The sequence below is a fragment of the Microterricola gilva genome (assembly GCF_004217495.1).
GTDB lineage: Bacteria > Actinomycetota > Actinomycetes > Actinomycetales > Microbacteriaceae > Microterricola > Microterricola gilva.
Genome location: NZ_SHLC01000001.1, coordinates 930,648 through 953,120, shown reverse-complemented (window position 1 = coordinate 953,120; position 22,473 = coordinate 930,648). Strand labels below are relative to the sequence as shown.

The window sequence follows — 22,473 nt, the reverse complement described above, 5'->3', positions numbered from 1 at the left end:
CGCTGCAGACGACGGATCCCGCGCATTTTCTGCACTCTCGGCGCCGGGAGTGATGGCCGGCGCCGGCCGGACGGCGAGGATGCCGGCTAGACGTCGATCTCGTCGGCGTCGTCGAGGTCACCCTTGACGTCGTGATCGTCGATCTCGCCATCGGCGGCGTGCAGGGCGGCGTTCTTGTCCCACTCGGTCATCAGGTGTTGCACGGCGCCATGGAAGCGACGTGTGGCGGCGCCGGGCGTCGTGTCGCCGAAGTAGTACTCGACCCAGCGCTTGAGGCGCTGCTGCGCGGCATCGCCGTGGCTGAGTTCGTCGACGATCGCGACGATGCCGGCCGCGTCATCCGCGGTCAGCCACTCGCAGTCGGAGAGGTAGCCGCTCGTGTCGATCTCCGCGGCTGGGTTCGCGGGGCGGGTGATGAGCAGGGGCTTGCCCGCGGCCAGACGGTCGTAGACCATGGCGGAGATGTCGACGATTGCGACATCCGCGGCGACCAGCTGCCAGCCGAGCTGCGAGCCGGTGTCGTAGACGTGCTGCGCCGCCGGATCGGCGGCGTTCGCTGCCTCGATCGCGCGGACGATCTCGCGGTTGGCCGCGGCGTACGCGGGGTCCAGCACGCCGGAGCGCGGGTGCGGGCGGTAGATCAGTCGGTGCCTGGGGCTCGCGAGCAGGCCGCGCACGAGCGCGACGCCGTGGGTGGCGATGGAGCCGTACGCCGCACCCCCACGGTCACCCTCCCAGGTGGGCGCGTAGAGCACGACCTCGCGCTCGTCCTGCACGTACGGCAGCGGCGCGCCGTCGAGGTAATGGTCGGCCTGGGGGCGGCCGATCGGCAGCGCGCGCTTGTCGAAGTCGTAGTCCCAGAGCACCTTGCCGAGGCGGGCACGTGCGGCATCCCCCGCGATCAGAGAGTAGTCGTACGCCTTGAACTGGTTGGTCGTCATGTACATCTTGTCGCTCTCACCGTGGTTGATGAAAACGTGCCAGCGGCGCCCGTAGCGCATCATCTGGAAGTTCTTGGCATTCTGGTTCACGTAGAAGATCACGCGCAGGTCCTGCTCGTGGATCACCCGCTCCAGGTCGACGACCTTGCGTACGTAGGCGACGGGCAGCGGGGATTCGTCGAGCATGGTGATGGCGGCGCCGGATGCCCGGCTGAGCACGACAACCGGCCACGTCTCTGCGAGCTTCGCCAGCGGCTTGTACCACTGCCGCATCTGGTACATGTTGACCTTGCCGTCGGCAAAGTACACGGCCACCTTGTACTTGTGCGGCTCGAGCGGGCCCTGCTCGGCCAGCTTCTCGCGCAGCAGCCGCTGTGCCTTGCGTGACGCCAAGACGCCCTTGACGAGTTTGATCGCGTTGCGCGCGTCTTTCTGAATACCCACTTGTCAAGAGTACAGAGCGGCACGCAGTCGACACCCCAGAACGGGTGGCGCTGACCGAATCGTTAGACGATCGGTGGACGCCCCGCGCGTGTCATGCGCCACACGGTCCGCCACGACATCGGCTTCCGCTCCCCCGGGTCGGAACGCCACCCCTCACGCCAGCCGCCGAACCAGGCCGAGAGTGCGGCAGGATGCCGCCACCAGCGCAGCAGTTGGATCGCCGTCCAGCTGCCGACGTAGAGCGGCACGAACGGTGCAGGCAGGTTGCGCCTCGCCAACCAGACGCGGTTGCGGGCGTTGAGCCGGTAGTAGTAACTGTGTCTGGTCGGCTGGATGACGGGGTGGTTGGCCACGAGGTCACCGGCGTACCAGGCCCGCTTGCCGGTGTTCCAGACACGCCAGGCCAGCTCGATGCCCTCATGGGCGTAGAAGAACGGTTCGGCCCAGCCGCCCGTCGCATCGAAGACGGCGCGCGGCAGGAGCACGGCCCCCTCCCAGACTGAGAAGACGTTGCTGGCGTGCCCGGCCTCCCCCTTGCGGATGCGCGGGATCCAGCGCCGTGGCGACGTTGTGCCGCTTGGGTCGACGACCTGCGGCTGGATCAGGCCGATCGTGGGGTCGGCGCGGAGCTGTCCGATCGCGGCGGAGAGGAAGCCGGGATCCGGGATGCTGGCGTCATCATCGAGGAAGAAGATGTACTCGCCGCTGACCTGTCCGACGCCGCGATTGCGGCCGGCCGGGATGCCGAGGTTCTCTGGCAGGCCGAGCGTCTTGACGGCGGCGGGCAGCCCGGTCGGCTGCCAGCCGTTGCCGACGCAGACGACGTCGAGCGCCACGCCCTGCTGGGCCAGGATGCTCAGCAGGCCCCGCTCGAGATCGTCCGGCCGCGTGCCCTGCGTGAGCACGACGACACCGACCGTCGGGATTTCGACAGGCTCAATCAGCGGAGAGGCCGGCTCAATCAGCGGAGAGGCAGGCTCAATCAGCGGAGAATCAGGATCGAACACGCTTGGATGCCATGATCGCGAGGAAGTGCCCGACGAGCGCCAGCAGCGAGAGCGGCACGAGGACGATGAGCAGCACGCGGTCGGTCTCCGGCTGGCCGGTGAAGAGACCGATGAGCGCCGCGGCGAAGATCAGCATGGTCAGCTCGACGGAGTGGTAGAGCCGGTGGAACGGCACGAAGCGTGCCACCTTGCGCAGGGCGGCGATCAGTCCGCCGCGCGGGGCCGATTCGCCGTGGGTGTCTGCGAGTTTCGGCAGGCCGGCGTTGGCGCGGGCGACGTGCACCATGTCGTTAAGCGCCTTATTGAGCACGATGAACAGGGCGAGCAGGCCGGCCAGGGTCGTCCAGAGGAAGTCGGCCGGAGCCTCGAAGGGGTAGGCGGCGGCACGGATGCCGAGCGCGAGCGGGATCAGCGCCTCGGTCGAGTAGTGCCCGACCTTGTCGAGGAACACCCCGGCCGGCGATGAGGTGCGCCGCCAACGGGCGACCTCGCCGTCGCTGCAGTCCACGAGCATCTGCAGCTGACCGAGCAGCAGCGCGAGTGCCGCACCCCAGATGCCGGGGATCAGCAGGGCGGCGGCCGTCGACCAGCCGACGAGGATCATCAACCCGGTCACGCCGTTCGCCGAGATGCGCGTCTTCAGCAGCATCCAGGTCAGGTACGGCGAGAGGTCACGCAGGTAGAGCGACGCCGTCCAGTGTTCGGCGTTGCGCCGGGAGCGCACCTCCGGCGGCTGGGCGACGGCACGCAGCTCGGCGATCGACGAGGGGCGCTCCTGCCTGGGTGTTGCCTGCCCCATGGTTACCTTCCGTTGTGTGCCGTGATGTTGCTCGTGAGCTTGAGATAGCCCAGCACGAATCCGATGCCCCACGAAAAGTGGATGCACGGCAACACTAGGAGAAACCACAGCGCGCTGCGTAATCCGAGCGCCGTGAGGCTGGCGAGCGTCGCCACAATGACGAAGGCGGCGTAGACCGCCGGTGCGAGCAGACCGACGAGCAGCCACGGCGTGGCACCGAGCAGGCTCTGGATGAGGCCGCCGACGCCCATGAGCAGTCCGATGGCGACGCCGAGCACCATCACCGGCGGGATGAAGTACCGGATGCCGTTGCTCTCCGGAAAGCGGCGGGCCAGCTCGCCGCGCCACAGCCCGGTCGAGAGCATCTGCTTCACCAGTCGTTTGACGCTCGGTCGCGGCCGGTAAATGACGGTGAGTTTCGGCGTGAACCAGACAACGCCACCGGCCTTGCGGAGGCGGCGGTTGAGTTCCCAGTCCTGCCCGCGCTTGATGCCCTCGTCGAAGAGGCCTACGGCCTCGATGGCCTCGCGGCGGAAGCAGCCGAGGTACACGGTCTCCGCCGGGCCCTCCTCGCCGCCGACGTGGAACGAGGAACCGCCGAGTCCGACGCGGGAGCCGTACGCGCGGGCGACCGCCCGCTGGAACGGCCTCTCTCCCTTCGCGTCCATTATGCCGCCGACATTGGCGGCTCCGGTGCGCAGGAGCGTCTCGACGGCGATGCGGGCGTAGTCACGGGGCAGCACGGAGTGCGCGTCGACGCGGATGATGATGGGGTACTGGGAGGCGCGGATCGCGACGTTCAGGCCGGATGGCGTCGATCCGACCTCGTTCGGGATGACGCGGATGCGCGGGTCGACCCTGGCCATGTCCTCGACGAGCTCCGTCGTGCCGTCGATGCTCGGGCCAAGGGCCAGCGCGACCTCGAACGGACCCTCGTAGTCCTGGTCGAGCAGGCTGTCGACTGCGGCTCGCACATGGGTCACTTCGTTGAGCACCGGCATGACATACGAAACACCAGGAAGCGCAGCGACTGCGTCATTCGACACCGTGTCGACCATCTCTTCCACTCAAACGAACTGGACTTGAGAGCTTATCAGGCGCCCAGAACGCGACATCGCCGCCCCGCCAGAAGGCGGGACGGCGATGCAGGAAGGAGGCGCATTCTCCTCGAACTAGCTACCCAGCGTTCCGAGGGTGACGTCGACGTCGTAGCTCTTGCCGTCACGCACGTACGTGAGCGAGGCGTCTCCGCCGCCCTTCACGGTGCGCACCTGGGCGGTGAGGTCGTTGGCGTCGGTGATCGGAACACCGTTGAAGCGGGTGATGACATCGCCCTTCTGCAGTCCGGCCGATGCGGCGGGGCCGCCGGCCGTGACGTCGGCGATGTAGGCGCCGACCGTCGTGCTGCCCTCGACGCTCGCCGCCGGGGAGACCGTCGCGCCCAGCAGACCGTGTGTGGCCGTGCCGTTCTCGATCAGCTCGGTGGACACGCGCTCGGCGACGTTCGACGGGATGGCGAAGCCGACACCGATGCTGCCGGATGCGCTGCTGTCGCCTGCCGTTGCGATGGCAACGTTGATGCCGATCAGCTCGCCCTGAGAGTTGAGCAGGGCGCCACCGGAGTTGCCGGGGTTGATCGCGGCGTCGGTCTGCACGACCGCGAGCGAGATGCTTCCGCTGTTGGCCGACGGGGCCTGCTGCTGCTGGCCCGGCAGGTTGTTCCAGAAGTCGAACGGGGCCTGGCCGCTGCCGCCATCCGGGGTCGTGCTGTCACCCTGCGGGGTCTCCGGCACGGCGGACGAGGCCACGGTGATGCTGCGGTTCAGCGCGCTGACGATGCCGTTGGTGACGGTTCCGGAAAGGCCGAGCGGTGCGCCGATGGCGATGGCGGTGTCGCCGACGTTGATCTTGCTGGAGTCCGCGAACTTCAGCGCGGTCAGGCCGCTGGCGTTCTCGAGCTTGATCACGGCCAGATCGGAGATCGGGTCTGTGCCGACGATGCTCGCCGCGTACAGCGTTCCGTCGCTCATGGTCACCTGGATCTGCGGGTGGCCGGTCTCGCCGTCCAACGTCACGACGTGCGTGTTGGTGAGGACGTAGCCGTCCTCGCTCAGCACGACGCCTGAACCCGTTCCCGCACCGGTCTCACCGGCGACCGAGATCGTCACGACGCTCGGGGTCGCCTTGGCGGCGACGGCCGTGATCTCGGTGACGGAGTCGGTGTTGTTCACCACGACGTTCTGCGGCGACGACACGGACGACGACGGCGTGCCCTGGTTCTGCGCGCCGGCGATCGCCATCACGCCGGCGGCCGAACCGCCACCGACGAGTGCACCGATCGCGAGGGCCGCGACCAGCATGCCGACGCCATTGCGCTTGGGCGCTGCGGATGCCGCAGGCTGGGCGGGTGCGGCGGGGCCACCGGGGCCGCCGGGTCCACCGACGCCGAAGGCTGCTCCGGGGATCGGGACCGTTGGCTGGGTGTGCTGGGCGCCGTACGGCTGGGCGGGGTGCTGCTGGGAGGGGTGCTGCCCGTAGGGCAGCTGCGCCGTCGGAGCCTGCTGGCTCGCATAGGGCTGCGGCGGGGTGTTCGGCGCGTAGACGGTGGCATTCGGCGCTGCTGCACCATAGGGGGCGGCCGAGGGCTGCTGCGGAACCGCCGGAGCGGCTGCGGCGGGAGCCACGGGCGGGGCGACAGGCGCCGGGGCTGCTGCGGGGGCCGGGGCGGCGACGGCTGCTTCAGCCGGGGCGGCCGGCACGTCGGCGACCGGGGTCTGCACCGCGGGAGTCACGGGAGCCTCGGCTGCCGTCAGGGCGACGGGAGCGTCGGGGGTGATGGCTTCGGGGGTCACTACGGCCTCAGCGTCGACAGGCACGGAGCGTGCCGGCTCTGGCTGTACTGAGTCCTTGTTGATGTTGTCGGTCATGGTTGCTCCTTCCAAGCAAGCTCAAGCATCCACCGGGTGGCTGTGGGTTCTTTATGGGAAAGCTGGGAGCTACCTTGGGATCAGTTGGGCCTTCTCCGAGCACCTCGAGACGGTGAAATTCACTCGCTCACGCCTTTGGCCAGCGTACTCTGATGAGACTGACAAGCAGACAGGAATCCGATGAGTGCACCAGCTCCATGGCAGCGCGCAGCGGCCGGTGCCGGCCTCCTCGCCGCCGATGGCACCGTTGCCGCGACGATCTTCGCCGAGATGAGCGCGCTGGCCCAGCGCACGGGCGCGATCAACCTCGGTCAGGGTTTCCCTGACGAGGACGGGCCTGCAGAAGTACTGGATGCCGCGCGCCGGGCGATCAGCGATGGCGTGAACCAGTACCCGCCGGGGCGCGGCATGCCGGTGCTCCTCGAGGCGATCGCCGCGCACCAGCAGCGCTTCTACGGCATCCGACTCGACCCGCAGCGCGAGGTGCTCGTCACAGCCGGTGCGACCGAGGCGATCGCTGCCGTCATCCTCGCCTTCGTGCGCGCGGGCGACGAGGTCGTCACCTTCGAGCCGTTCTACGACTCCTATGGGGCGACCATCGCGCTCGCCGGCGGCACGCATGTCACCGTTCCGCTGCTTGCACCCGACTTCCAGCCCGACCTCGACCGCCTGCGCGACGCCGTGACCGATCGCACCCGCGTCATCCTCGTCAACACCCCGCACAACCCGACCGGTGCCGTGCTCCCCCGCGCGACGCTGGAACTCATCGTCGAACTCGCCGAGCGGCACGACGCGCTGATCGTGACGGATGAGGTCTACGAGCACCTCACCTTCGAGGCGCCGCACGTGCCCATCGCGACGCTGCCGGGGGCGCTGGATCGCACGATCAGCATCAGCTCCGGCGGCAAGACGTTCAACACGACCGGGTGGAAGATCGGTTGGGTGAGCGCCTCGGCGGCCAACATCACGGCGATCCTGGCCGTCAAACAGTTCCTGACCTACGTGAACGGCGCGCCGTTCCAGCCCGCGATCGCCGTCGGTCTCGGCCTGCCCGACGCTTTCTTCACCGGCATCGCCGCCACCCTCGCGGCCAAGCGCGACGTGCTCTCGGCCGGGCTCGTCGCGGCCGGTTTCACCGTGTCGCAACCGGCCGGCGGCTACTTCGTGGTCGCGGATGCCGCCCCACTCGGCTTCGACGACGGCGCGGAGCTCTGCCGCCGCCTGCCGGAGCTCGCCGGCGTCGTCGCCGTGCCGATCACGGCCTTCGTCCACGAGGAACGGCGGGCCGGCTACTCCTCGCTGCTGCGCTTCGCCTACTGCAAGAAGTTCGAGCTGCTGGAGCGCGCGGCCGGCCAGCTCGCGGGGCTCGGCGCGCGCTGATCCACCTGGTAGGCCGCCAGCGCGCTAGCGCGGTGCGACCCCGAAACGGCGCAGCGCCAGCGCGGGGTTGAGCGTGCGCACCGACTGCAGGCGCTCCCGGCTGATCCAGGCGACTGCGACGCCGCTCTCCTCCCCGATCGTCACGAGTTCGACGCCCATCGGGTCGATCACGAAGCTCGTTCCGACGCCGACGGGCGGGGCGTGATCGGCGGCGGCGAGGTAGATCGTGTTCTCGAGCGCGCGAGCCGTGCAGAGCGTGCGCCAGTGCTGTTCCTTCAGAGGCCCGCGCACCCACTCGGCCGGCACGAGCACGAGGTCGGCGCCGGCATCGACGAGACGCCTCGTCACCTCGGGGAAGCGGATGTCGTAGCAGGTCTGCATGCCGACGCGGATGCCGGCCAGCTCGAAGGTCTCCGGGTCGGCGATCGGCCCGGCCTCCACCCAGTCGGACTCCGTCATGCCGAAGGCGTCATAGAGGTGCATCTTGCGGTACGTCGCGACGAGCCCGGCGCCGGGCGCGAGCGCGACGACGGTGTTGCGCACTCGGGCGGCGTCCTCGCCCCGCTCGACGAGTCCGGCGACGATGTGGCAGCCGGTCTCGTCGGCCAGCGCGGCGAGCGCCAGCACAAAGGGTCCGTCGATGGGTTCGGCGGCCGCGAGCCAGTCCGGCCCCATGGTCGGCGTGAAGTAGCTGGAGTACTCGGGGAAGACGACGAGCGTCGCGCCGCGCAGGGCGACGAGCCGCGTCATCCGCTCGATCTCGGCGAGGTTGGCCGCCGCATCCGCACCGGGGGCGAACTGGGCGACGGCGACGCCGATCGCCTGCCGCTCCGCCGAATTCTCAGTCATGCGGCCAGCCTATTGCCCGCGGGCGAGATCTCCCGCTAGTTGTTGTCGAGGATCCAGCCAAGCACGTGGGGGAACGTGAGCATTGCTGCAACGACGAGCGCGAAGATCGCGGTAGTCCATGCGGCCGACCGGAGCCGAAGTCTGCGCCCAGCCGAGGCCACCTGCGTTCGCGGCTGATCCGCGCGCGGATCCGTGTAGTACGCGGCCTGGCGGCCGAGTTCCGCGCCGATCAGTTCCGAGAAGAGCAGCATCGCCGTGACGTCGGCACGATCCGAGCGCCGGCGGAATCGACTCGAGGCGACGATCAGCCGGTCCTCGATGATCTCGATGTCCCAGCGCCTGCCGTGGTCGATGAGGCACACCATCACGTCGGGCGTCAGGAGTTGGAGCGCGTCGCGCTCGTAGCCCTGCGGGGCGTAGACGGTGAAATAGCGGTCGAAGTCGCCCTCGAGCGAGAGTCGCTGCGTGCCTGGGAGCAGCGAGCGCAGCGATCCGTTGCGGCGCGCATCGATCATGAGGTGCGGCAGGGTCCGCGGGAGTCCCATCTCCATGAACCGGAAAGCGTGACGTGGCCCCTTCGGATCGCTCTTGCCACCCGTGTACGAGGCGACGGCGATCTGCAGCGACGGATTCGGCGCACCGGTCCCCCGCCAGAGCGAGAACGCCGAGAGGAAGAGCGGTCCCCGCGACGGGTCGAGCTGATGTGCGAGCCGCACCGGCCTGCGCGGCGCCGGTCGCCCCCGCCCTTCCGCGAAGAAGATTCCGAGGCGATCCGGCGCGAAACCGTTGCGGGAGTACAGCAGCCCCCGTTCCTGCGCGAAGCGGGCTATGGCGATGCCGCGGCGAGCGTCGAACGGGAGCGAGAGCAGCACGAGACTCCAGATGCACAGCCCGATCATCACCCAGAAGGCCGCAACGAGGATGAGCCCGCGCATCCAGTCGAGCCAGTCCGGCAGCGAGATCGCGATCGGGATCTCCATCGACAGGCTCACAGCAACGAGCGTGGCGAGCACTGCCAGGGGCAGAAGAAGTGCGCCGTGCACGGCCGAACGGAACGCAGTCGGATCCTCCTCGCGCACCTCGCGCCAGCTGACGGAGGTCGGCCACTCCGATCGGAATTGCGCGAGTCGGGATTCCGGGGTGCGCGCGCGCTCCATCTCAGTCACGGTGTCAGGCTAGCGCAGCGCCCTCCCCGCACCGTTCAGCGGAGCTTCAGCGACAGAGCCCACACTGAACGTGACAGGAAGGTGCCCGGATGCGGCTTCTGATTGTTGAGGACGAGCGACGACTCGCGGACGGCATGAAGCGCGGTCTGGAGGCGGAGGGCTTCGCGGTCGACACCGCCTCGAATGGCGTCGACGGGCTCTGGCTGGCCGAGCAGCAACCGTACGCGGCGATCCTCCTCGACATCATGCTGCCTGGGCTCAGCGGCTACACAATCTGCCGTCGCCTCCGGGAGCAGGGGAACTGGACACCTGTGCTCGTTCTCACGGCGAAGGATGGGGTGCTCGACCAGGTCGAGGCCTTGGAGACCGGTGCCGACGACTACCTCACCAAGCCGTACACCTTCGCAATCCTCGTGGCGCGGATCCACGCCCTGATCCGACGCGGCAGCTCCCCGCGTCCGCCGATCCTCCGCGTCGGCGATCTCTCGCTCGACCCCGCGACGCGCAGCGTCGACCGGGCAGGAGCGCCGATCGAGCTGACCGCTCGAGAATTCGCGGTGCTGGAGTTCCTCTGCCGGAACACCGATCGCGTCGTCGGGAAGCGTGAGGTGCTCGATGGCGTGTGGGACTTCGCATTCGATGGCGACCCGAACATCGTCGAGGTGTACATCCGGCACCTGCGGAACAAGATCGACCGCCCATTCGGGCGGGCGAGCATCCAGACGCTGCGCGGCGCGGGATACAGGCTGAGCGATGACAGGGGATGATGGCGCGCGTCCTCGGCAGCGAGCTGGGGTTCGGGCCCGGGTGACACTCGTTGCGACCGCAGTCGTCGCTGCGGCTCTCATCGGCGGGGCGGCAGCTCTCTGGGCGCTGGTCCGGCTCTCCCTCTATGACGGCCTGTTCGACGGTGCGCGCCAGGACGCCGCAGCGGTATCGTCACAGCTGGAGGAAGGCGGGGCGGCGACCCTCGGCGAGTTCGACGATGATCGGCTGCTGCAGATCGTCGACCCGTCCGGCGACGTCGTTGCCCGCAGCGAGGGCGCGCCGCTGGGTCCCGCGACATCCATCGGCCACCCCGCGCAGATCGTGCGACTGGGTGACACCGATTACGCCATTGCCGTGGAGCACGCCAACCCGGGCTCCACCGTCATCGCTGGCCGGCCGACGACAAGCGCCGACCGCACCATGGCGACCCTCGCAACCGCACTCGCTATCGGCGTTCCGCTCCTGGTCGCACTCGTCGCGGCGGTGAGCTGGGTCGGTGCCGGGCGTGCGCTCGCCCCCGTCGAGCGGTTGCGCCGACAGGTCGGCGATGTCACATCGGCCACCCTGAGCCGGCGGGTCGACGAGCCAGGAACGCGCGACGAGGTCGACCGCTTGGCGCGCACGCTGAACGACATGCTGGGCAGGCTCGACGTCGCGCATCGGTCGCAGAGGCGATTCATCTCGGACGCCTCACACGAGCTGAAGTCCCCGCTCGCCGCACTGCGGCAGTACGCCGAGCTGGCTCGCGACCACCCTGACCTCATCAGCGCGGACGAACTCTCCGCGGCGGTCCTCGCCGAGGGCTCCCGTCTGGAGTCGATGGTGCAGGGGATGCTGGTGCTCGCTCGCGCCGACGAGGCAGCGCTCCGTCTGGAGCAACGCGAGGTGGATCTGGACGATGTGTTGCTCGCTGAGACGGCGCGCCTCCGCGGCCTGGGCGGCCCGACGGTCGACACCTCCGGCATCTCTGCCGCCCGGGTCCATGGCGATATCGCCCTCCTCAGGCAGCTCGTCCGCAATCTCGTCGACAATGCGGCGCGTCACGCCCGTTCCCGCATCTCCGTGGCGGTGCATCAGACGCCCGACGGCGCTGTCCTCACCGTTGCCGACGACGGTCACGGGATTCCAGCCGGGGAGCGGGAGCGGGTGTTCGAACGATTCGTCCGGCTCGACCCGGGGCGGGCGCGCGAACACGGCGGGAGCGGCCTCGGCCTGGCCATCGTCGCCGAGATCGTCCGCGCCCACGGCGGAATCGTCCGCATCACAGACGACGCGACGCTCGGCGGGGCAGCCGTTGTCGTCGAGCTGCCGGCGGCCGGCGGCTCTCGGTGACCGCTTCACCCGTCTCACGGCGTCGTTTCAGCGTCGCTTCAGCGGCCTCGACACAGACTTGTGGCGTTCTCAACGAAAGGAACGATGCCATGAGGAAACGAATGATCGGAATCACGGCTGCAGTTGCAGGGGCGGTGCTCATCACCGGTGGCACTGTCGCGGCGCTCGCGACCACCGGGGGCGAGACCGACAGCCCGAGCGACTCGTCTACGGCCATCACCGGACCGGCGCTCGAGCGGGCGACCGCGGCTGCCGTCGCTGCGGCGGGCGCCGGCACGGTGACCGAGTCGGAGGCCGGTGGCGACGAGGCCGCGTACGAGATCGAGCTGAAGCTCGACTCCGGAGGATCTGTCGACGTGCGGCTCGACAACAGCTTCACCGTCGTCGGGGTCGCTCCGAACGTGGAGCACGGCGCCGACGGATGACGCGTTGCCGCTGCAATCGGGCCGCACACCGGGAGGGCCGCCGTGTTCGCACGGCGGCCCTCCCGCGTGCTTTCCGCCGAGTGCTGCGGTCACGCCGAGCCCTCGCTGGCGTTTAGGATAGCCTTACCTCCCCCACCGAAAAGGAATCATCCTCACCATGCGAAATCGACTGATTCGTGCAGCCGTCGCCCCTGTCGCCTTGGCGTCGCTGCTCCTCACAGGGTGCACCGCGACCGGCGAGAACGCAGCAACCGACACCCCGTCCGACGCAGCAGACGCGCTGGTGATCTACAACGCGCAGCACGAGCAGCTGACAGAGGAGTGGACGGCCGCGTTCACCGAGGAGACCGGCATCGAGGTATCTCTCCGCAACGGCGGCGACAGCGAACTGTCGAACCAGATCGTCACCGAGGGCGCCGCCTCCCCCGCGGATGTGTTCCTCACGGAGAACTCCCCGGCCATGTCCCTCGTTGAGGACGCCGGGCTCTTCGCCCCGGTTGACGCGGCGACGCTCGAGCTCGTGCCGGAGCAGTACCGACCATCGTCCGGCGCATGGACGGGCATCGCCGCACGCTCCACGGTTCTGGTGTACAACCCATCGATGATCACCGAGGCCGAACTGCCGAGTTCGTTGATGGACCTGCAGGACCCGAAGTGGAAGGGGCTGTGGGGTGCAGCGCCGAGCGGCGCGGATTTCCAGGCGATCGTCTCCGCTGTCCTCGCCGTCGAGGGTGACGACGCGACGCGGGCCTGGCTTGAGGGCATGCACGAGAACGCCACCGTGTACAACAACAACATCGCCACCATGAAGGCCGTGAATGCCGGCGAGGTCCCCGTCGGTGTGATTTACCACTACTACTGGTACCGCGACCAGGCCGGAACGGCGGAGAACAGCGGGAACACGAAGCTGCACTACTTCGGGAACCAGGATCCCGGCGCATTCGTCAGCATCTCCGGTGGTGGGGTGCTGAAGTCCAGCACGCACGCGGAGGAGGCTCAGCAGTTCCTCGCATGGCTCGCCGGCACGGCCGGCCAGACCATCCTCGGCGAGGGATACAGCTTCGAGTACCCCGTCAGCACCGGCATCCCCGCCAGGTCCCCGCTGCCGGCGCTCGACACGCTGGACGCGCCGACCATCGACCCATCGACACTGAACGGTGCCGACGTCGTCGAGCTGATGACCGAGGCCGGGCTGCTCTGACGCTGACGACGACACCACAGCCGACGGGGGCACGCGACCAGAAGCGTCCCCCCGTCGGCCTTGTCGTGCTCGCGGCACTGTTCGCGGCCGCCGCCCTGATCCCCGTCGGCTACGTCATCCAGGCGGCATTCGCCATGGGCTGGGAGCAGTTCGCCGAGCTGGTGTTCCGGCCGCGCGTCGGCGAGCTGCTCGCCAACACCGTCCTGCTGGTCGTGCTCGGCGTACCGTGCACGGTCGTCCTCGGCATCGGCGGCGCGTGGCTCGTTGAGCGCACGAACCTGCCGGCTCGGCGCCTGTTCGCCGTGCTGCTGGTTGTGCCGCTGACGATCCCGGCGTTCGTGGCCAGCTACGGCTGGGCCAGTGCGATCCCGTCCATCCACGGCCTCGGCGGCGGCCTGCTCGTGGCCACGCTTGCGTACTACCCGCTGGTGTACCTGCCGGCGTTGGCCGCGCTCCGCGGGCTCGACCCCGCTCTCGAAGAGTCCGCCAGGTCCCTCGGGATGAACGGATGGCGCGTCTTCTCGCGGGTCGTCCTGCCGCAGCTGCGTCTGGCAATGCTCGGTGGCGGCCTTGTCGTCGCGCTGCACCTGCTCGCCGAGTACGGCGCGTTCGCGTTCCTCCGCTTCGAGACCTTCACGACCGCGATCGTCGTTGCCTACCAGGCGACCTTCGCCGGCCCGAACGCGGCAGCACTCGGCGTGGTGCTTGCCACACTCTGCTTCGTGGTGCTCGTCATCGAGGCCGCTGCACGTGGACGCCTGAGGTACGCCAGGGTCGGCAGCGGAACGCCGCAACCGGCCGGCCGGGTCGAGCTCGGCCGGGCGACACCGCTCGTCGTCGCTGCCCTCGTTGGGCTCGTCGGCGCCGCGGTGGTCGTGCCGCTGGCGAACGTCGCTCGTTGGCTGTTCGCCACCGACGCCGCCGATTGGCAACCGCTGCTGAATGCCACGTGGCAGACCATCGCGCTCTCCGTCGGCGGTGCCGTTGCGGCACTCATCGTCGCTCTGCCCATCGCGTGGATCGCTGCCCGCTACCCGGGCCGTACTGCGCGAGCTCTGGAGGGCGCCTACTACGTGGCCAGCAGCCTGCCGGCGATCATCGTGGCGCTGGCGCTCGTGACATTCACTCTTCGTGTGCTGCCGGCCATGTACCAAACGGTGTTCACCGTGATGGCGGCGTATGTGATCATCTTCCTGCCCCGTGCGCTCGTGTCCGTCCGGGCCGGAATCGCACAGATTCCGGAGAACCTCGAGGAGGTCGCCCGCTCGCTGGGCGTCTCCCCGTTCCGGGCGAAGCTACGTGTCACCATGCCGCTGCTGCTGCCCTCCCTCGCGGCCGGTGCAGCACTGGTCGCGCTCGGGGCGGCGAACGAACTCACCGCGACTCTGCTGTTGGCACCCACAGGCACCCGCACCGTCGCGACCGGTTTCTGGGCGGCGGCGTCAGCGATCGACTACGCCGCGGCAGCACCGTACGCCATCACGCTGGTCCTCCTGTCCGTCCCGGCGGTCGTGCTCATGTTCGCCCAAGTCAAAGCTCGGAGGAGCCGATGATGCTTCAACTGACCGATGTGTCGAAATCGTTCGGCGCCACGACGGTGCTCACCGATGTCAGCGTCGCGGTCGAGCGCGGAACGCGGCTCGCGATCGTCGGCGCCTCCGGCAGCGGCAAGAGCACGCTCCTCCGGATCATCGCGGGCTTCGAAGGTCCGAGCACGGGAACCGTCAGCCTCGACGGCCGTGTCCTCGCGAACCCCGTGTCGACTGTCAGCGCGCATCGGCGCGGCATCGGCTACGTCGCCCAGGACGGCGCGCTGTTCCCTCACCTCACCGTGCGCAGCAACATCGCGTTCGGGCTGCGCCGGTCACCCGGACGGGATGCGCGAGTCCGCGAGGTGATGGACCTCACCTCGCTCGACCTCGAGCTGTTGGACCGGTACCCGCACCAGTTGTCCGGCGGCCAGCAGCAACGCGTGGCACTCGCCAGGGCGCTTGCGCCGGCACCGACCGTGATCCTCCTCGACGAACCGTTCTCGGCTCTCGACACCGGGCTGCGGGCGCACACACGGGCGGCGATGGTCACGGCGTTGGAACGTAGCGGCGTGACCACCATCCTCGTCACTCACGACCAGGAGGAGGCGTTGTCGTTCGGGCAGCAGCTCGCCGTGATCTCAGCCGGGCGCCTCGTCCAGGCCGGTCCCCCGTCTGAGGTGTTCGACGCGCCGATCAACGCCGCCGTCGCCGAGTTCCTCGGCACCGCCCTCTTCCTGCCTGCCCACACGAGCGGCCCCGCGCGGGCGGTCTGCGCCTTGGGTGAGCTGCACGTCCGCCACGACCACAGCCATGGCACCGAGCCCGTGCGCGCGATGCTCCGCCCCGCCCAGCTGCACGTGCGTGAATCGGACGGCGACGGCGACGCCCGAGTCGTGGCCGCGCGCCAGAATGGCAGCGCCGTCGAGCTCGATCTCAGCCTCGGAGACGGGTTCACGCTCACCCATCGGGTGCCGCTGTACGACGCTCACCGTTTCCCAGCCGGCGGCGCCGTGGCCATCCGCGTCGATGGTGGAGTCGTGCTCTACCCGGCGGCGACGGCATCCGGAACGCTCGGCGCCGGCGTCGCCCGCTGACGTCGGGCGCGCGCGGTGCCCACGGCGCTCTCGGCGAAGCGGTAGCCGTACCACGCAGCGATCCCGACCAGCAGCGACAGGGCCGTCCCGAGCCAGGGCGCTGACTGCTCCCACGCCGGGTAGACGACCCAGTGGGTCAGGTAGATGAAGAGGGACGCGCCCGCCAGCAGGCGGACCATCGGAACGAGCGGGCGCGGCATCCGCAGTTGCGGCGCCCAGATCAGGACGAGCAGCCCCACGACGATGACGGCTTCGCGGAGCGGTTCGCCGAAGAACCCGACGGTGGCGACCACGACCATGACGGAGACCGCGATGCGTTTCCCCGTGGACGTCGCCCGAGCGACGACCCAGCCGAGCACGAGGCACCAGAACACGAGCAACGCCGTGTAGCGGTCGACCCGCTGCGCCTCGATTCCGGTCAGCGCAAGCCGAACCGCGAGGGTCAGCACGAGCAGGGCGACGGCGAACGCCCAGGGGTGCCGACGCTCCAGGCGATCGATGGGGCGCACCGCGAACAGGCAGGCCAGGCCGAGCATCGCCCACACCGCGGCCTCGAGGAACCAGAACTGCCACTGCTCGTTCCAGCGGCCGTCCCCTGGAACCAGGTTGTTCAGGAGCAGCACGGTCGTCCAGCTGTACTTACCGCTGATCACCGCAACCGCGCCGATCCAGAGCACGGCCGGAATCGCGATCTGCGCCGCACTCCGCAGCAGTCGGCGGACCCGCGTCGCACCGGGCACGTCCGCGAGCTGGAAGCGGGCCAGGTTGTAGCCGGCGACAGCGAGCAACAGGTGCGCGCCGCCCTTCACCGCGATCAGATCGGCGTGGGTGGCGACGATCAGCACGATCGCGACAGCGCGCAACACCGCCGGAGTCTCGACGCGAGGAACGAACGAGCGCCTGGCCGTCCGCTGCTCGGGCCCGCGCGCGTCTGGTGCCCCGCCGCCTGCAGCTGCACCGGGCGTGTGCGATGCCGCCAGCCGACTGGCCGGGCGGGACGGCCAGTCGCTGGGGAGTCGGCCGAGCAGATCCTCGAGGCGGAGCGAGGCCTCGACGTAGCTCAGCGAGTCCCCGCCGAGGCCGGCGAAGCTGTCGTCAACGCTCGCATCCGGGTTGCCGAGCAGCTCGATGTACAGATCCCGGATGGTCTCGGCCGTGACCGCGTCGTCGTCGCCGTCCGCCGTCGCGGAGCGCTCGTCGAGCAGACCGGCGTAGCGGACGAGGGCACCGAAGTCTGGCTTGCCGCTCGACGTGCACGGGAACTCCGAGATGGGGTAGGCACGCACGGCGTGGACGGGGATGCCGAGCAGGGCCGCGGCGCGGGTGCGCGCCTCCTGCACCTGGCGTTCGACACGGACGAAGACGAGCAGGCACTCCCCCGCGCTCGCCGTGCGCGTCTCGATGCCCTCCTCGGCGAGCAGTCGTTGGACGGCATCGAGGTCGACCCGCAGGCCGTAGACCTTCACGAACCGGTTCATCCGTCCGACGACCTCGAACAGGCCGTCGGCGCGCTGCCTGGCGAGGTCGCCGGTGCGAAGCTCGTGCACCGTTCGGCCGAGGGCGAAGTCGGCCGGGCTCTCGGCATAGCCGAGCATCACGTTGGGGCCCTCGTAGACGAGCTCGCCGATCTCCGCCCCCGGCTCCGCGTCGATGCGGAGCCGCCCAGCGTGGATCGGTCGGCCGATGGCTCCAGCAGCCTGCTCGGCCAGCTCCGCCGGCACGTACGCCATCCGCGCGGTCGCCTCGGTCTGTCCGTACATCACGAAGAACTCGAAGCCGCGACGCTCACCGAGCCGGGCGAAACGGCGCACGGCCTCTGGTGCCAGCCGCCCTCCCGCCTGTGTCAGGTATCGGATGCTCGCCGGCATCCTCTCGGTGAACCCGCCCTTCTCCAGCAGCTCGAAGGTATATGGCACGCCGGCGAATGAGGTGATCTGGTTCGAGAGCGCCTCCTCCCAGAAGGCGGGCTCGGTCACCGAGCGGCTGGTGAGCACGACGCTCGCGCCGGAGAGCAGATGGCTGTTGATGACCGAGAGCCCGTAGCAGTAGTGCATCGGCAGGGTGGTCGCGGCCCGGTCGGACGGGGTGAGCCGGAGGTACTCGGCGATCGCGACGGCGTTGCTTGCGAGGTTCTCGCGAGAGAGTCGAACGAGCTTCGGAGAGCCCGTCGATCCCGAGGTGCTCACCAGGAGGGCCAGCTCGGGATCGAACTCGTGCGCGGATCCGACGCGGATCTCGTGGAGCACGGCGCCCGATTTCGAGGTTGTCACCGACTGCGATTTGGAGAAAGCCAAGCCCTTCGGGGGCACAGTTCGCGTGCACGTCGACGACTGTACGGTGGCGCTCAGCTTCGGCGGTGAGGTCGCGCCAGCTTTTCGTGAGATCGAAGTCTTCCACTCGGTGAACGGGGGTCTCGCTTGGGACCACGGCAGTGACACGGTCCAGGCGGAAGGTACGCCGACCTGCGTCAGCATGAGCAACGAGATACCAGCGCGAGTCCTTCACCACTAGCCCCAGGGGATGCACGATTCGCTCGGACTCTTTGCCAGCGCTATCAACGTAGCTGAGCTGCGCCTGCACGCCGCGGATGACTGCGTCTTGCAGAACGTCAATGAACGGTGGCGGCGGGTTTGCGGCCCCCGTTGCACCCCAAGGTTGCGAATCCACGATCATGGAAGACGCCGCCGACTCGGCCTGTGTACGAAACGTCTCAGGCAAGGCTCGGACGAGTTTTCGAAGAGATGCTTTCAGCTCTGGCGCTGCGGCCTCCGCGGCTGCCGCTGGTCCAGCAACGAGAAACAGGGCGCGAGCCTCGCTCGCGGTGAGCCCTGAAAGGTCGGTGCGCCCACCCCCCAGGAGACGCCACCCGCCAGAACGACCCTGAATCGAGTAGACGGGGATGCCTGCCACACCCAGGGCATCGAGATCACGGCGAGCGGTGCGTTCAGAAATCTCCAGTTCTTTTGCGACCTCTGCAGCCGTGACCTGCTCACGCCGCTGCAGCAGAAGGAGGATGGCCACCAAACGATCAGATTTCACGATTTGTATGTTCCCAGATAAACCGGTCAATAGGTGGCCTATTTATGTCATTACCTTTGAAAAATGAACACGTTTACGCATGAAATTCCCTTTCCTGACGCCACCGTGATCACCGTGAATGGTGTTGATCTTGAAGTCTTCGAGGCTGGCCACGAGAACGCAGGAAACCCGATTGTGCTCTGTCACGGATGGCCTGACCTTGCATACACGTGGCGTTTTCAGATCCCGGCCCTTGTTGCAGCCGGGTACCATGTGATCGCTCCTAACCAGCGCGGATTTGGTAATTCAACGAGGCCGGAAGAGGTCGTCGATTACGATATCGAGCACCTGACGGGCGACCTCGCGGCACTGCTTGACCACTTCGGCTATGAGCGCGCAACCTTCATCGGTCACGACTGGGGTGCGTTTATCGTGTGGAGCTTCACGCTGCTGTACCCACACCGTGTCGACAGGGTCGTGGCGCTCAGCTTGCCCTACCTCGCACGTGGCGAAATGCCGTGGCTCGATTTCATGGAGGCGGTGCTAGGAAGCGACTACTACTTCGTACACTTCAACAAGCAGCCGGGTGTTGCTGACGCGGTATTCGACGCAGAGCCCGCACGCTTTATCAACAACCTCTACCGCAGGGACGAGCCGCTCATGCCCCCGAAACCGGGCATGGCGCTGATCGAAACTGCCAGAGACACCGCTCCTCTTGGCGAACCTCTGCTCAGTGAGAATGAACTGGCAGTCTACGAATCCGCGTTCAAACATTCAGGGTTTACGGGTGGCATCAACTGGTACCGCAACCTCAATCGAAACTGGCACTTGCTCGCAGACGCCGACCCCATCATCCACCAACCCGCTCTCATGATCTACGGTCTTCGTGACGCTGTCGCCCGTTCAGAGCAGCTATCTGCGTTCGTTCCAAATGTCGAAGAGCTCAGCTTTGACAGCGGCCACTGGGTACAGCAGGAACGCCGCAGCGAAACAACGAATGCGATCCTCGAGTGGTTGGACCGGAACCCAGCCAGCTAGGAGACGATAATGGTCGACACGCTATTCTTCAGCGACGCCGAGGCCTTCAGCGAGTGGCTCGAAGCACACCACCGCCAGACGCTGAAGCGTGGGTGCTGTTTCATAAGAAGAACTCAGGGAGAGTGAGCCAGACATGGCCTGAAGCTGTCGACGTGGCACTGTGCTTTGGGTGGATTGATGGGCTCAGAAAGAGTGTCGACAGTGACAGTTACAAAGTGCGTTTCACACCCCGCAAGCGGAATAGCGTGTGGAGTTCCGTCAACGTCAAAAAAGCTGAAGCGTTGATGCAGTTGGGCAAGCTGCGGCCAGAAGGGCTGGAACTGTTCAACAGTCGAAAGGACACTCAAGGCTACTCACCTGAAACACGAAAAGTGCAGCTAGACGCCGCATATGAGCAGAGGTTCAAGGGACATCAGACCGCTTGGGAGAGGTTTTCGGTGTTCGCACCGTCATATAGGCGCGATGCAGTCTGGTGGGTCATGAGCGCGAAGAAAGAAGAAACGAGGCAAAAGAGATTGGACATTCTGATTTCCTCGTCAGCCCAGGGGATCAAGCCCCGGGGACTGATCTAGCGCGGTGTCCTTCGACGTGATGGCTTGGGCGCTGAGCGCGAGTGCTCGTTCGGTAACCTCGCTTCCGAACTATGACCAGAGCAAGCAGACGCCAAAGGACGAACCATGCTGCTCTGCCCCGCGCTCGGCCCCAGCCCGACCGTCACCCGCCCGCTGCGCGAACTGCGTGGACGCCGCTGACCTGCCCGACTTCGAAGACAAGATCTGCCAGCAGGCCTTCGACTACGGCACCCTCGAGTGGGACACGTTCCACACCCACGCCCGCAACTCGATCGAGTCCCTGAACGCCCAGATCAAGGCCGGCGGCACCGAGGACATCCAGTCCGCGAACCGGCGCCGCGTCCGCGGCATGGGCGCGGCCCAGATCATCGTCACGATCCTGCAGACGTCGAAACCCGAGATGAAAGCACCCCGAAAACACAAAATCGCCCTCGAGTTTCCTCGAGGGCGATTCTTTGTGGGTAGTTCTGCGAATAGTTTCGCGAACAACGCATCTGTTGCGGGGACAGGATTTGAACCTGCGACCTCTGGGTTATGAGCCCAGCGAGCTACCGAACTGCTCCACCCCGCGCTACAAGATCAATACTACCTGACGTTTGGGTGAACACAGACCACTCGCCCGAGGGCGGCGTCTGCGTCACCCGGTGGCGGCCGGTGGCGAGCCGGTACCCGTCGGATCACCGGCGGGAGCGACTGAACCGCCGTGGCCGGCCGCCTTGCGCTTCTTCCGCTCGGCCTTCTCCTCGGCGTCGAACTGGGCCATGATCACCTTCGTCTCGTCGAGCTCACCGATCATGGGCCGAATCCAACTCATCGCGGGGTTCGAGTCAACGAGGATCAGGCGCACAAGCAACGTCAGCGGGATCGCGAGGATCGCCCCGATGGGTCCGATCACGACCGCCCAGAACAGCACGGAGAAGAAGGTGATCGTCTGGCTGAGGCTGACGGCCTTGCCGATGACTCTCGGCTGGATGATGGATTGCACGACGCCGTTGATGATGCCGTAGACCACGATCACGATGATCACGGTCGGCCATCCCCCGACGAGCGCACCGAAGATGATCGGCGGGATGAGAGCGATGAAGTAGCCGACGTTCGGGATGAAGGAGCACACGAACGCGAGCAGACCCCAGATGAATGCACCGGGCACCCCGATGAGGATGAGAGCGAGGGCGTCGATGATGCCCTGGGCGAGCCCGAGCACCGTCGTGGCGACCATGTAGCGCCGAACGTTGGCACCGTAGGCGACGAGGGTCGCGACGACGAGCGGCCGCACCGGGTACAGCTGGCGCAGCAGTGCTGGCACGAAGCCGGCATCCATCGCCATCAGCATGATCATGGTGAACACGATGACGAGGATCGTCACCCAGCCGGTGAGTCCCCCGATCAGACTGCCGACGAATGCGAGGAAGGATGCGGGGTCGAAGCCGGCCAGGAGATCGTCGAGTTCGCTTGTGCTGATGCCGATCGACGACATCCAGGCCGCGAAGTCCTGCGCGGCCGCGACGATCTGATCACTGTAGTCATGCAGCAGTGTGCCGAACTGACCGAATGCGATGAGGATGGCGTAGCCGAGGGCGAGCAGCAGCGCGACCACGGCGATGATGACCGTGCCCGTCGCGATGCCGCGCGGTACGCCGTGGTGCTGCAGCCACATCCGCAGCGGGTGCACACAAATGGTGAGCACGAGCCCGAGGAACACCGGTGCGAAGATCCCCGCGATCGCCCCGAGGCCGAAAGCGGCGAGCGTCGCACCTCCGAGCCCCATCAGGATGAAGGCATTGCGGTGCCGGCCCGGATGTTCCGCCGCATCCGGCACCGGTTCGACGCGCGGTCCCACTGGTGCGGGTGTCGCCGAGCGCTTCTTGGTCCACCTCATGATGTCTCCGATGCTCGAAGCACGCCGAAGCATCGATGGCCATCCGCTGGCCGTCGCGACCGCGTGCACTGCCGTGCACGCTCGACGGTAGCGATCAGCCC

Annotated in this window: 18 protein-coding genes, 1 tRNA gene and 1 pseudogene; 9 read left to right on the top strand and 11 right to left on the bottom strand. The window is 67.7% G+C overall.

Annotated elements, in window-relative coordinates; translation table 11 throughout:
• Nucleotides 1–86: 86 nt before the first annotated feature.
• From EV379_RS04215 to EV379_RS04195, 5 genes are all read right to left on the bottom strand, one after another.
• Nucleotides 87–1,385: a CDP-glycerol glycerophosphotransferase family protein gene (locus EV379_RS04215; RefSeq protein ID WP_130505036.1), complete on the bottom strand. Its 1,299-nt coding sequence runs from the start codon at nt 1,383–1,385 to the stop codon at nt 87–89.
• Between the two features lie 62 nt (nt 1,386–1,447).
• Entirely contained in the window at nt 1,448–2,326 is an 879-nt protein-coding gene (locus EV379_RS04210; RefSeq protein ID WP_130507291.1) for a glycosyltransferase family 2 protein, read from the bottom strand.
• Nucleotides 2,327–2,378: 52 nt separating this feature from the next.
• Nucleotides 2,379–3,191, bottom strand: a complete 813-nt coding sequence (locus EV379_RS04205) for a CDP-alcohol phosphatidyltransferase family protein (protein ID WP_130505035.1) — start codon at nt 3,189–3,191, stop codon at nt 2,379–2,381.
• A 2-nt stretch (nt 3,192–3,193) separates the two neighbouring features.
• On the bottom strand, nt 3,194–4,249 hold the full coding sequence (locus EV379_RS04200; protein WP_207226191.1) for a glycosyltransferase family 2 protein: 1,056 nt from the start codon (nt 4,247–4,249) through the stop codon (nt 3,194–3,196).
• 114 nt (nt 4,250–4,363) lie between these two features.
• Nucleotides 4,364–6,118 carry a trypsin-like peptidase domain-containing protein gene (locus tag EV379_RS04195; RefSeq protein ID WP_130505034.1) on the bottom strand — a complete coding sequence of 585 codons (1,755 nt, stop codon included), beginning with the start codon at nt 6,116–6,118 and terminating at the stop codon, nt 4,364–4,366.
• Nucleotides 6,119–6,298: 180 nt separating this feature from the next.
• Between EV379_RS04195 and EV379_RS04190 the strand changes: the two genes are divergently transcribed.
• Entirely contained in the window at nt 6,299–7,498 is a 1,200-nt protein-coding gene (locus tag EV379_RS04190; RefSeq protein ID WP_130505033.1) for an aminotransferase class I/II-fold pyridoxal phosphate-dependent enzyme, read from the top strand.
• Between the two features lie 24 nt (nt 7,499–7,522).
• Here the strand turns inward: EV379_RS04190 and EV379_RS04185 are convergent, their stop codons facing one another.
• A complete protein-coding gene (locus EV379_RS04185; protein ID WP_130505032.1) occupies nt 7,523–8,347 on the bottom strand; it encodes a carbon-nitrogen hydrolase family protein in 825 nt (274 codons plus the stop codon).
• A 35-nt stretch (nt 8,348–8,382) separates the two neighbouring features.
• Nucleotides 8,383–9,513, bottom strand: a complete 1,131-nt coding sequence (locus EV379_RS04180; protein ID WP_130505031.1) for a hypothetical protein — start codon at nt 9,511–9,513, stop codon at nt 8,383–8,385.
• Nucleotides 9,514–9,602: 89 nt separating this feature from the next.
• On the opposite strand from EV379_RS04180, the gene EV379_RS04175 reads away from it, so the two are divergent.
• The 6 genes from EV379_RS04175 (at nt 9,603) to EV379_RS04150 (ending at nt 15,865) form a co-directional block, all read left to right on the top strand.
• A complete protein-coding gene (locus EV379_RS04175; RefSeq protein ID WP_130505030.1) occupies nt 9,603–10,280 on the top strand; it encodes a response regulator transcription factor in 678 nt (225 codons plus the stop codon).
• 40 nt (nt 10,281–10,320) lie between these two features.
• On the top strand, nt 10,321–11,613 hold the full coding sequence (locus tag EV379_RS04170) for a sensor histidine kinase (RefSeq protein ID WP_165397281.1): 1,293 nt from the start codon (nt 10,321–10,323) through the stop codon (nt 11,611–11,613).
• Between the two features lie 89 nt (nt 11,614–11,702).
• Entirely contained in the window at nt 11,703–12,038 is a 336-nt protein-coding gene (locus EV379_RS04165; RefSeq protein WP_130505028.1) for a PepSY domain-containing protein, read from the top strand.
• Between the two features lie 157 nt (nt 12,039–12,195).
• A complete protein-coding gene (locus EV379_RS04160) occupies nt 12,196–13,239 on the top strand; it encodes an iron ABC transporter substrate-binding protein (protein ID WP_130505027.1) in 1,044 nt (347 codons plus the stop codon).
• Between the two features lie 65 nt (nt 13,240–13,304).
• The gene (locus EV379_RS04155; protein WP_242616231.1) at nt 13,305–14,792 is read left to right on the top strand and encodes an ABC transporter permease; all 1,488 of its coding nucleotides are present in this window, start codon (nt 13,305–13,307) and stop codon (nt 14,790–14,792) included.
• A complete protein-coding gene (locus tag EV379_RS04150) occupies nt 14,792–15,865 on the top strand; it encodes an ABC transporter ATP-binding protein (protein WP_242616230.1) in 1,074 nt (357 codons plus the stop codon). The genes EV379_RS04155 and EV379_RS04150 overlap by 1 nt, the downstream gene beginning before the upstream one ends.
• Here the strand turns inward: EV379_RS04150 and EV379_RS17340 are convergent.
• Nucleotides 15,814–18,135, bottom strand: coding sequence for an AMP-binding protein (locus EV379_RS17340; RefSeq protein WP_341273524.1), 2,322 nt, complete (start codon nt 18,133–18,135; stop codon nt 15,814–15,816). The two genes, EV379_RS04150 and EV379_RS17340, sit on opposite strands and share 52 nt — an antisense overlap.
• 166 nt (nt 18,136–18,301) lie before the next feature.
• Nucleotides 18,302–18,886, bottom strand: a pseudogene (locus tag EV379_RS17335) (helix-turn-helix transcriptional regulator); the annotation flags it as partial.
• Between the two features lie 81 nt (nt 18,887–18,967).
• Between EV379_RS17335 and EV379_RS04140 the strand changes: the two are divergent.
• Together EV379_RS04140 and EV379_RS04135 are read left to right on the top strand one after the other, a co-directional pair.
• Nucleotides 18,968–19,921 (top strand): alpha/beta fold hydrolase, encoded by a 954-nt coding sequence (locus tag EV379_RS04140; protein WP_130505024.1) that lies wholly within the window; start codon nt 18,968–18,970, stop codon nt 19,919–19,921.
• 122 nt (nt 19,922–20,043) lie between these two features.
• On the top strand, nt 20,044–20,493 hold the full coding sequence (locus tag EV379_RS04135; RefSeq protein ID WP_207226190.1) for a YdeI/OmpD-associated family protein: 450 nt from the start codon (nt 20,044–20,046) through the stop codon (nt 20,491–20,493).
• Nucleotides 20,494–20,990: 497 nt separating this feature from the next.
• Here EV379_RS04135 and EV379_RS04130 read toward each other — a convergent pair.
• Together EV379_RS04130 and EV379_RS04125 are read right to left on the bottom strand one after the other, a co-directional pair.
• Nucleotides 20,991–21,064 (bottom strand) — tRNA-Met (locus tag EV379_RS04130).
• 66 nt (nt 21,065–21,130) lie between these two features.
• Entirely contained in the window at nt 21,131–22,372 is a 1,242-nt protein-coding gene (locus EV379_RS04125) for an AI-2E family transporter (RefSeq protein ID WP_165397280.1), read from the bottom strand.
• Nucleotides 22,373–22,473 lie beyond the last annotated feature (101 nt).

Excerpts from the sequence above, each read along its gene's own strand:
- EV379_RS04160 (WP_130505027.1), top strand. The coding sequence starts at position 12,196 with ATGCGAAATCGACTGATTCGTGCAGCCGTCGCCCCTGTCGCCTTGGCG.
- EV379_RS04185 (WP_130505032.1), bottom strand. The coding sequence starts at position 8,347 with ATGACTGAGAATTCGGCGGAGCGGCAGGCGATCGGCGTCGCCGTCGCC.
- EV379_RS04190 (WP_130505033.1), top strand. The coding sequence starts at position 6,299 with ATGAGTGCACCAGCTCCATGGCAGCGCGCAGCGGCCGGTGCCGGCCTC.
- EV379_RS04205 (WP_130505035.1), bottom strand. The coding sequence starts at position 3,191 with ATGGGGCAGGCAACACCCAGGCAGGAGCGCCCCTCGTCGATCGCCGAG.
- EV379_RS04140 (WP_130505024.1), top strand. The coding sequence starts at position 18,968 with ATGAACACGTTTACGCATGAAATTCCCTTTCCTGACGCCACCGTGATC.
- EV379_RS04150 (WP_242616230.1), top strand. The coding sequence starts at position 14,792 with ATGCTTCAACTGACCGATGTGTCGAAATCGTTCGGCGCCACGACGGTG.
- EV379_RS04200 (WP_207226191.1), bottom strand. The coding sequence starts at position 4,249 with ATGGTCGACACGGTGTCGAATGACGCAGTCGCTGCGCTTCCTGGTGTT.
- EV379_RS04125 (WP_165397280.1), bottom strand. The coding sequence starts at position 22,372 with ATGAGGTGGACCAAGAAGCGCTCGGCGACACCCGCACCAGTGGGACCG.
- EV379_RS04175 (WP_130505030.1), top strand. The coding sequence starts at position 9,603 with ATGCGGCTTCTGATTGTTGAGGACGAGCGACGACTCGCGGACGGCATG.
- EV379_RS04165 (WP_130505028.1), top strand. The coding sequence starts at position 11,703 with ATGAGGAAACGAATGATCGGAATCACGGCTGCAGTTGCAGGGGCGGTG.
- EV379_RS04195 (WP_130505034.1), bottom strand. The coding sequence starts at position 6,118 with ATGACCGACAACATCAACAAGGACTCAGTACAGCCAGAGCCGGCACGC.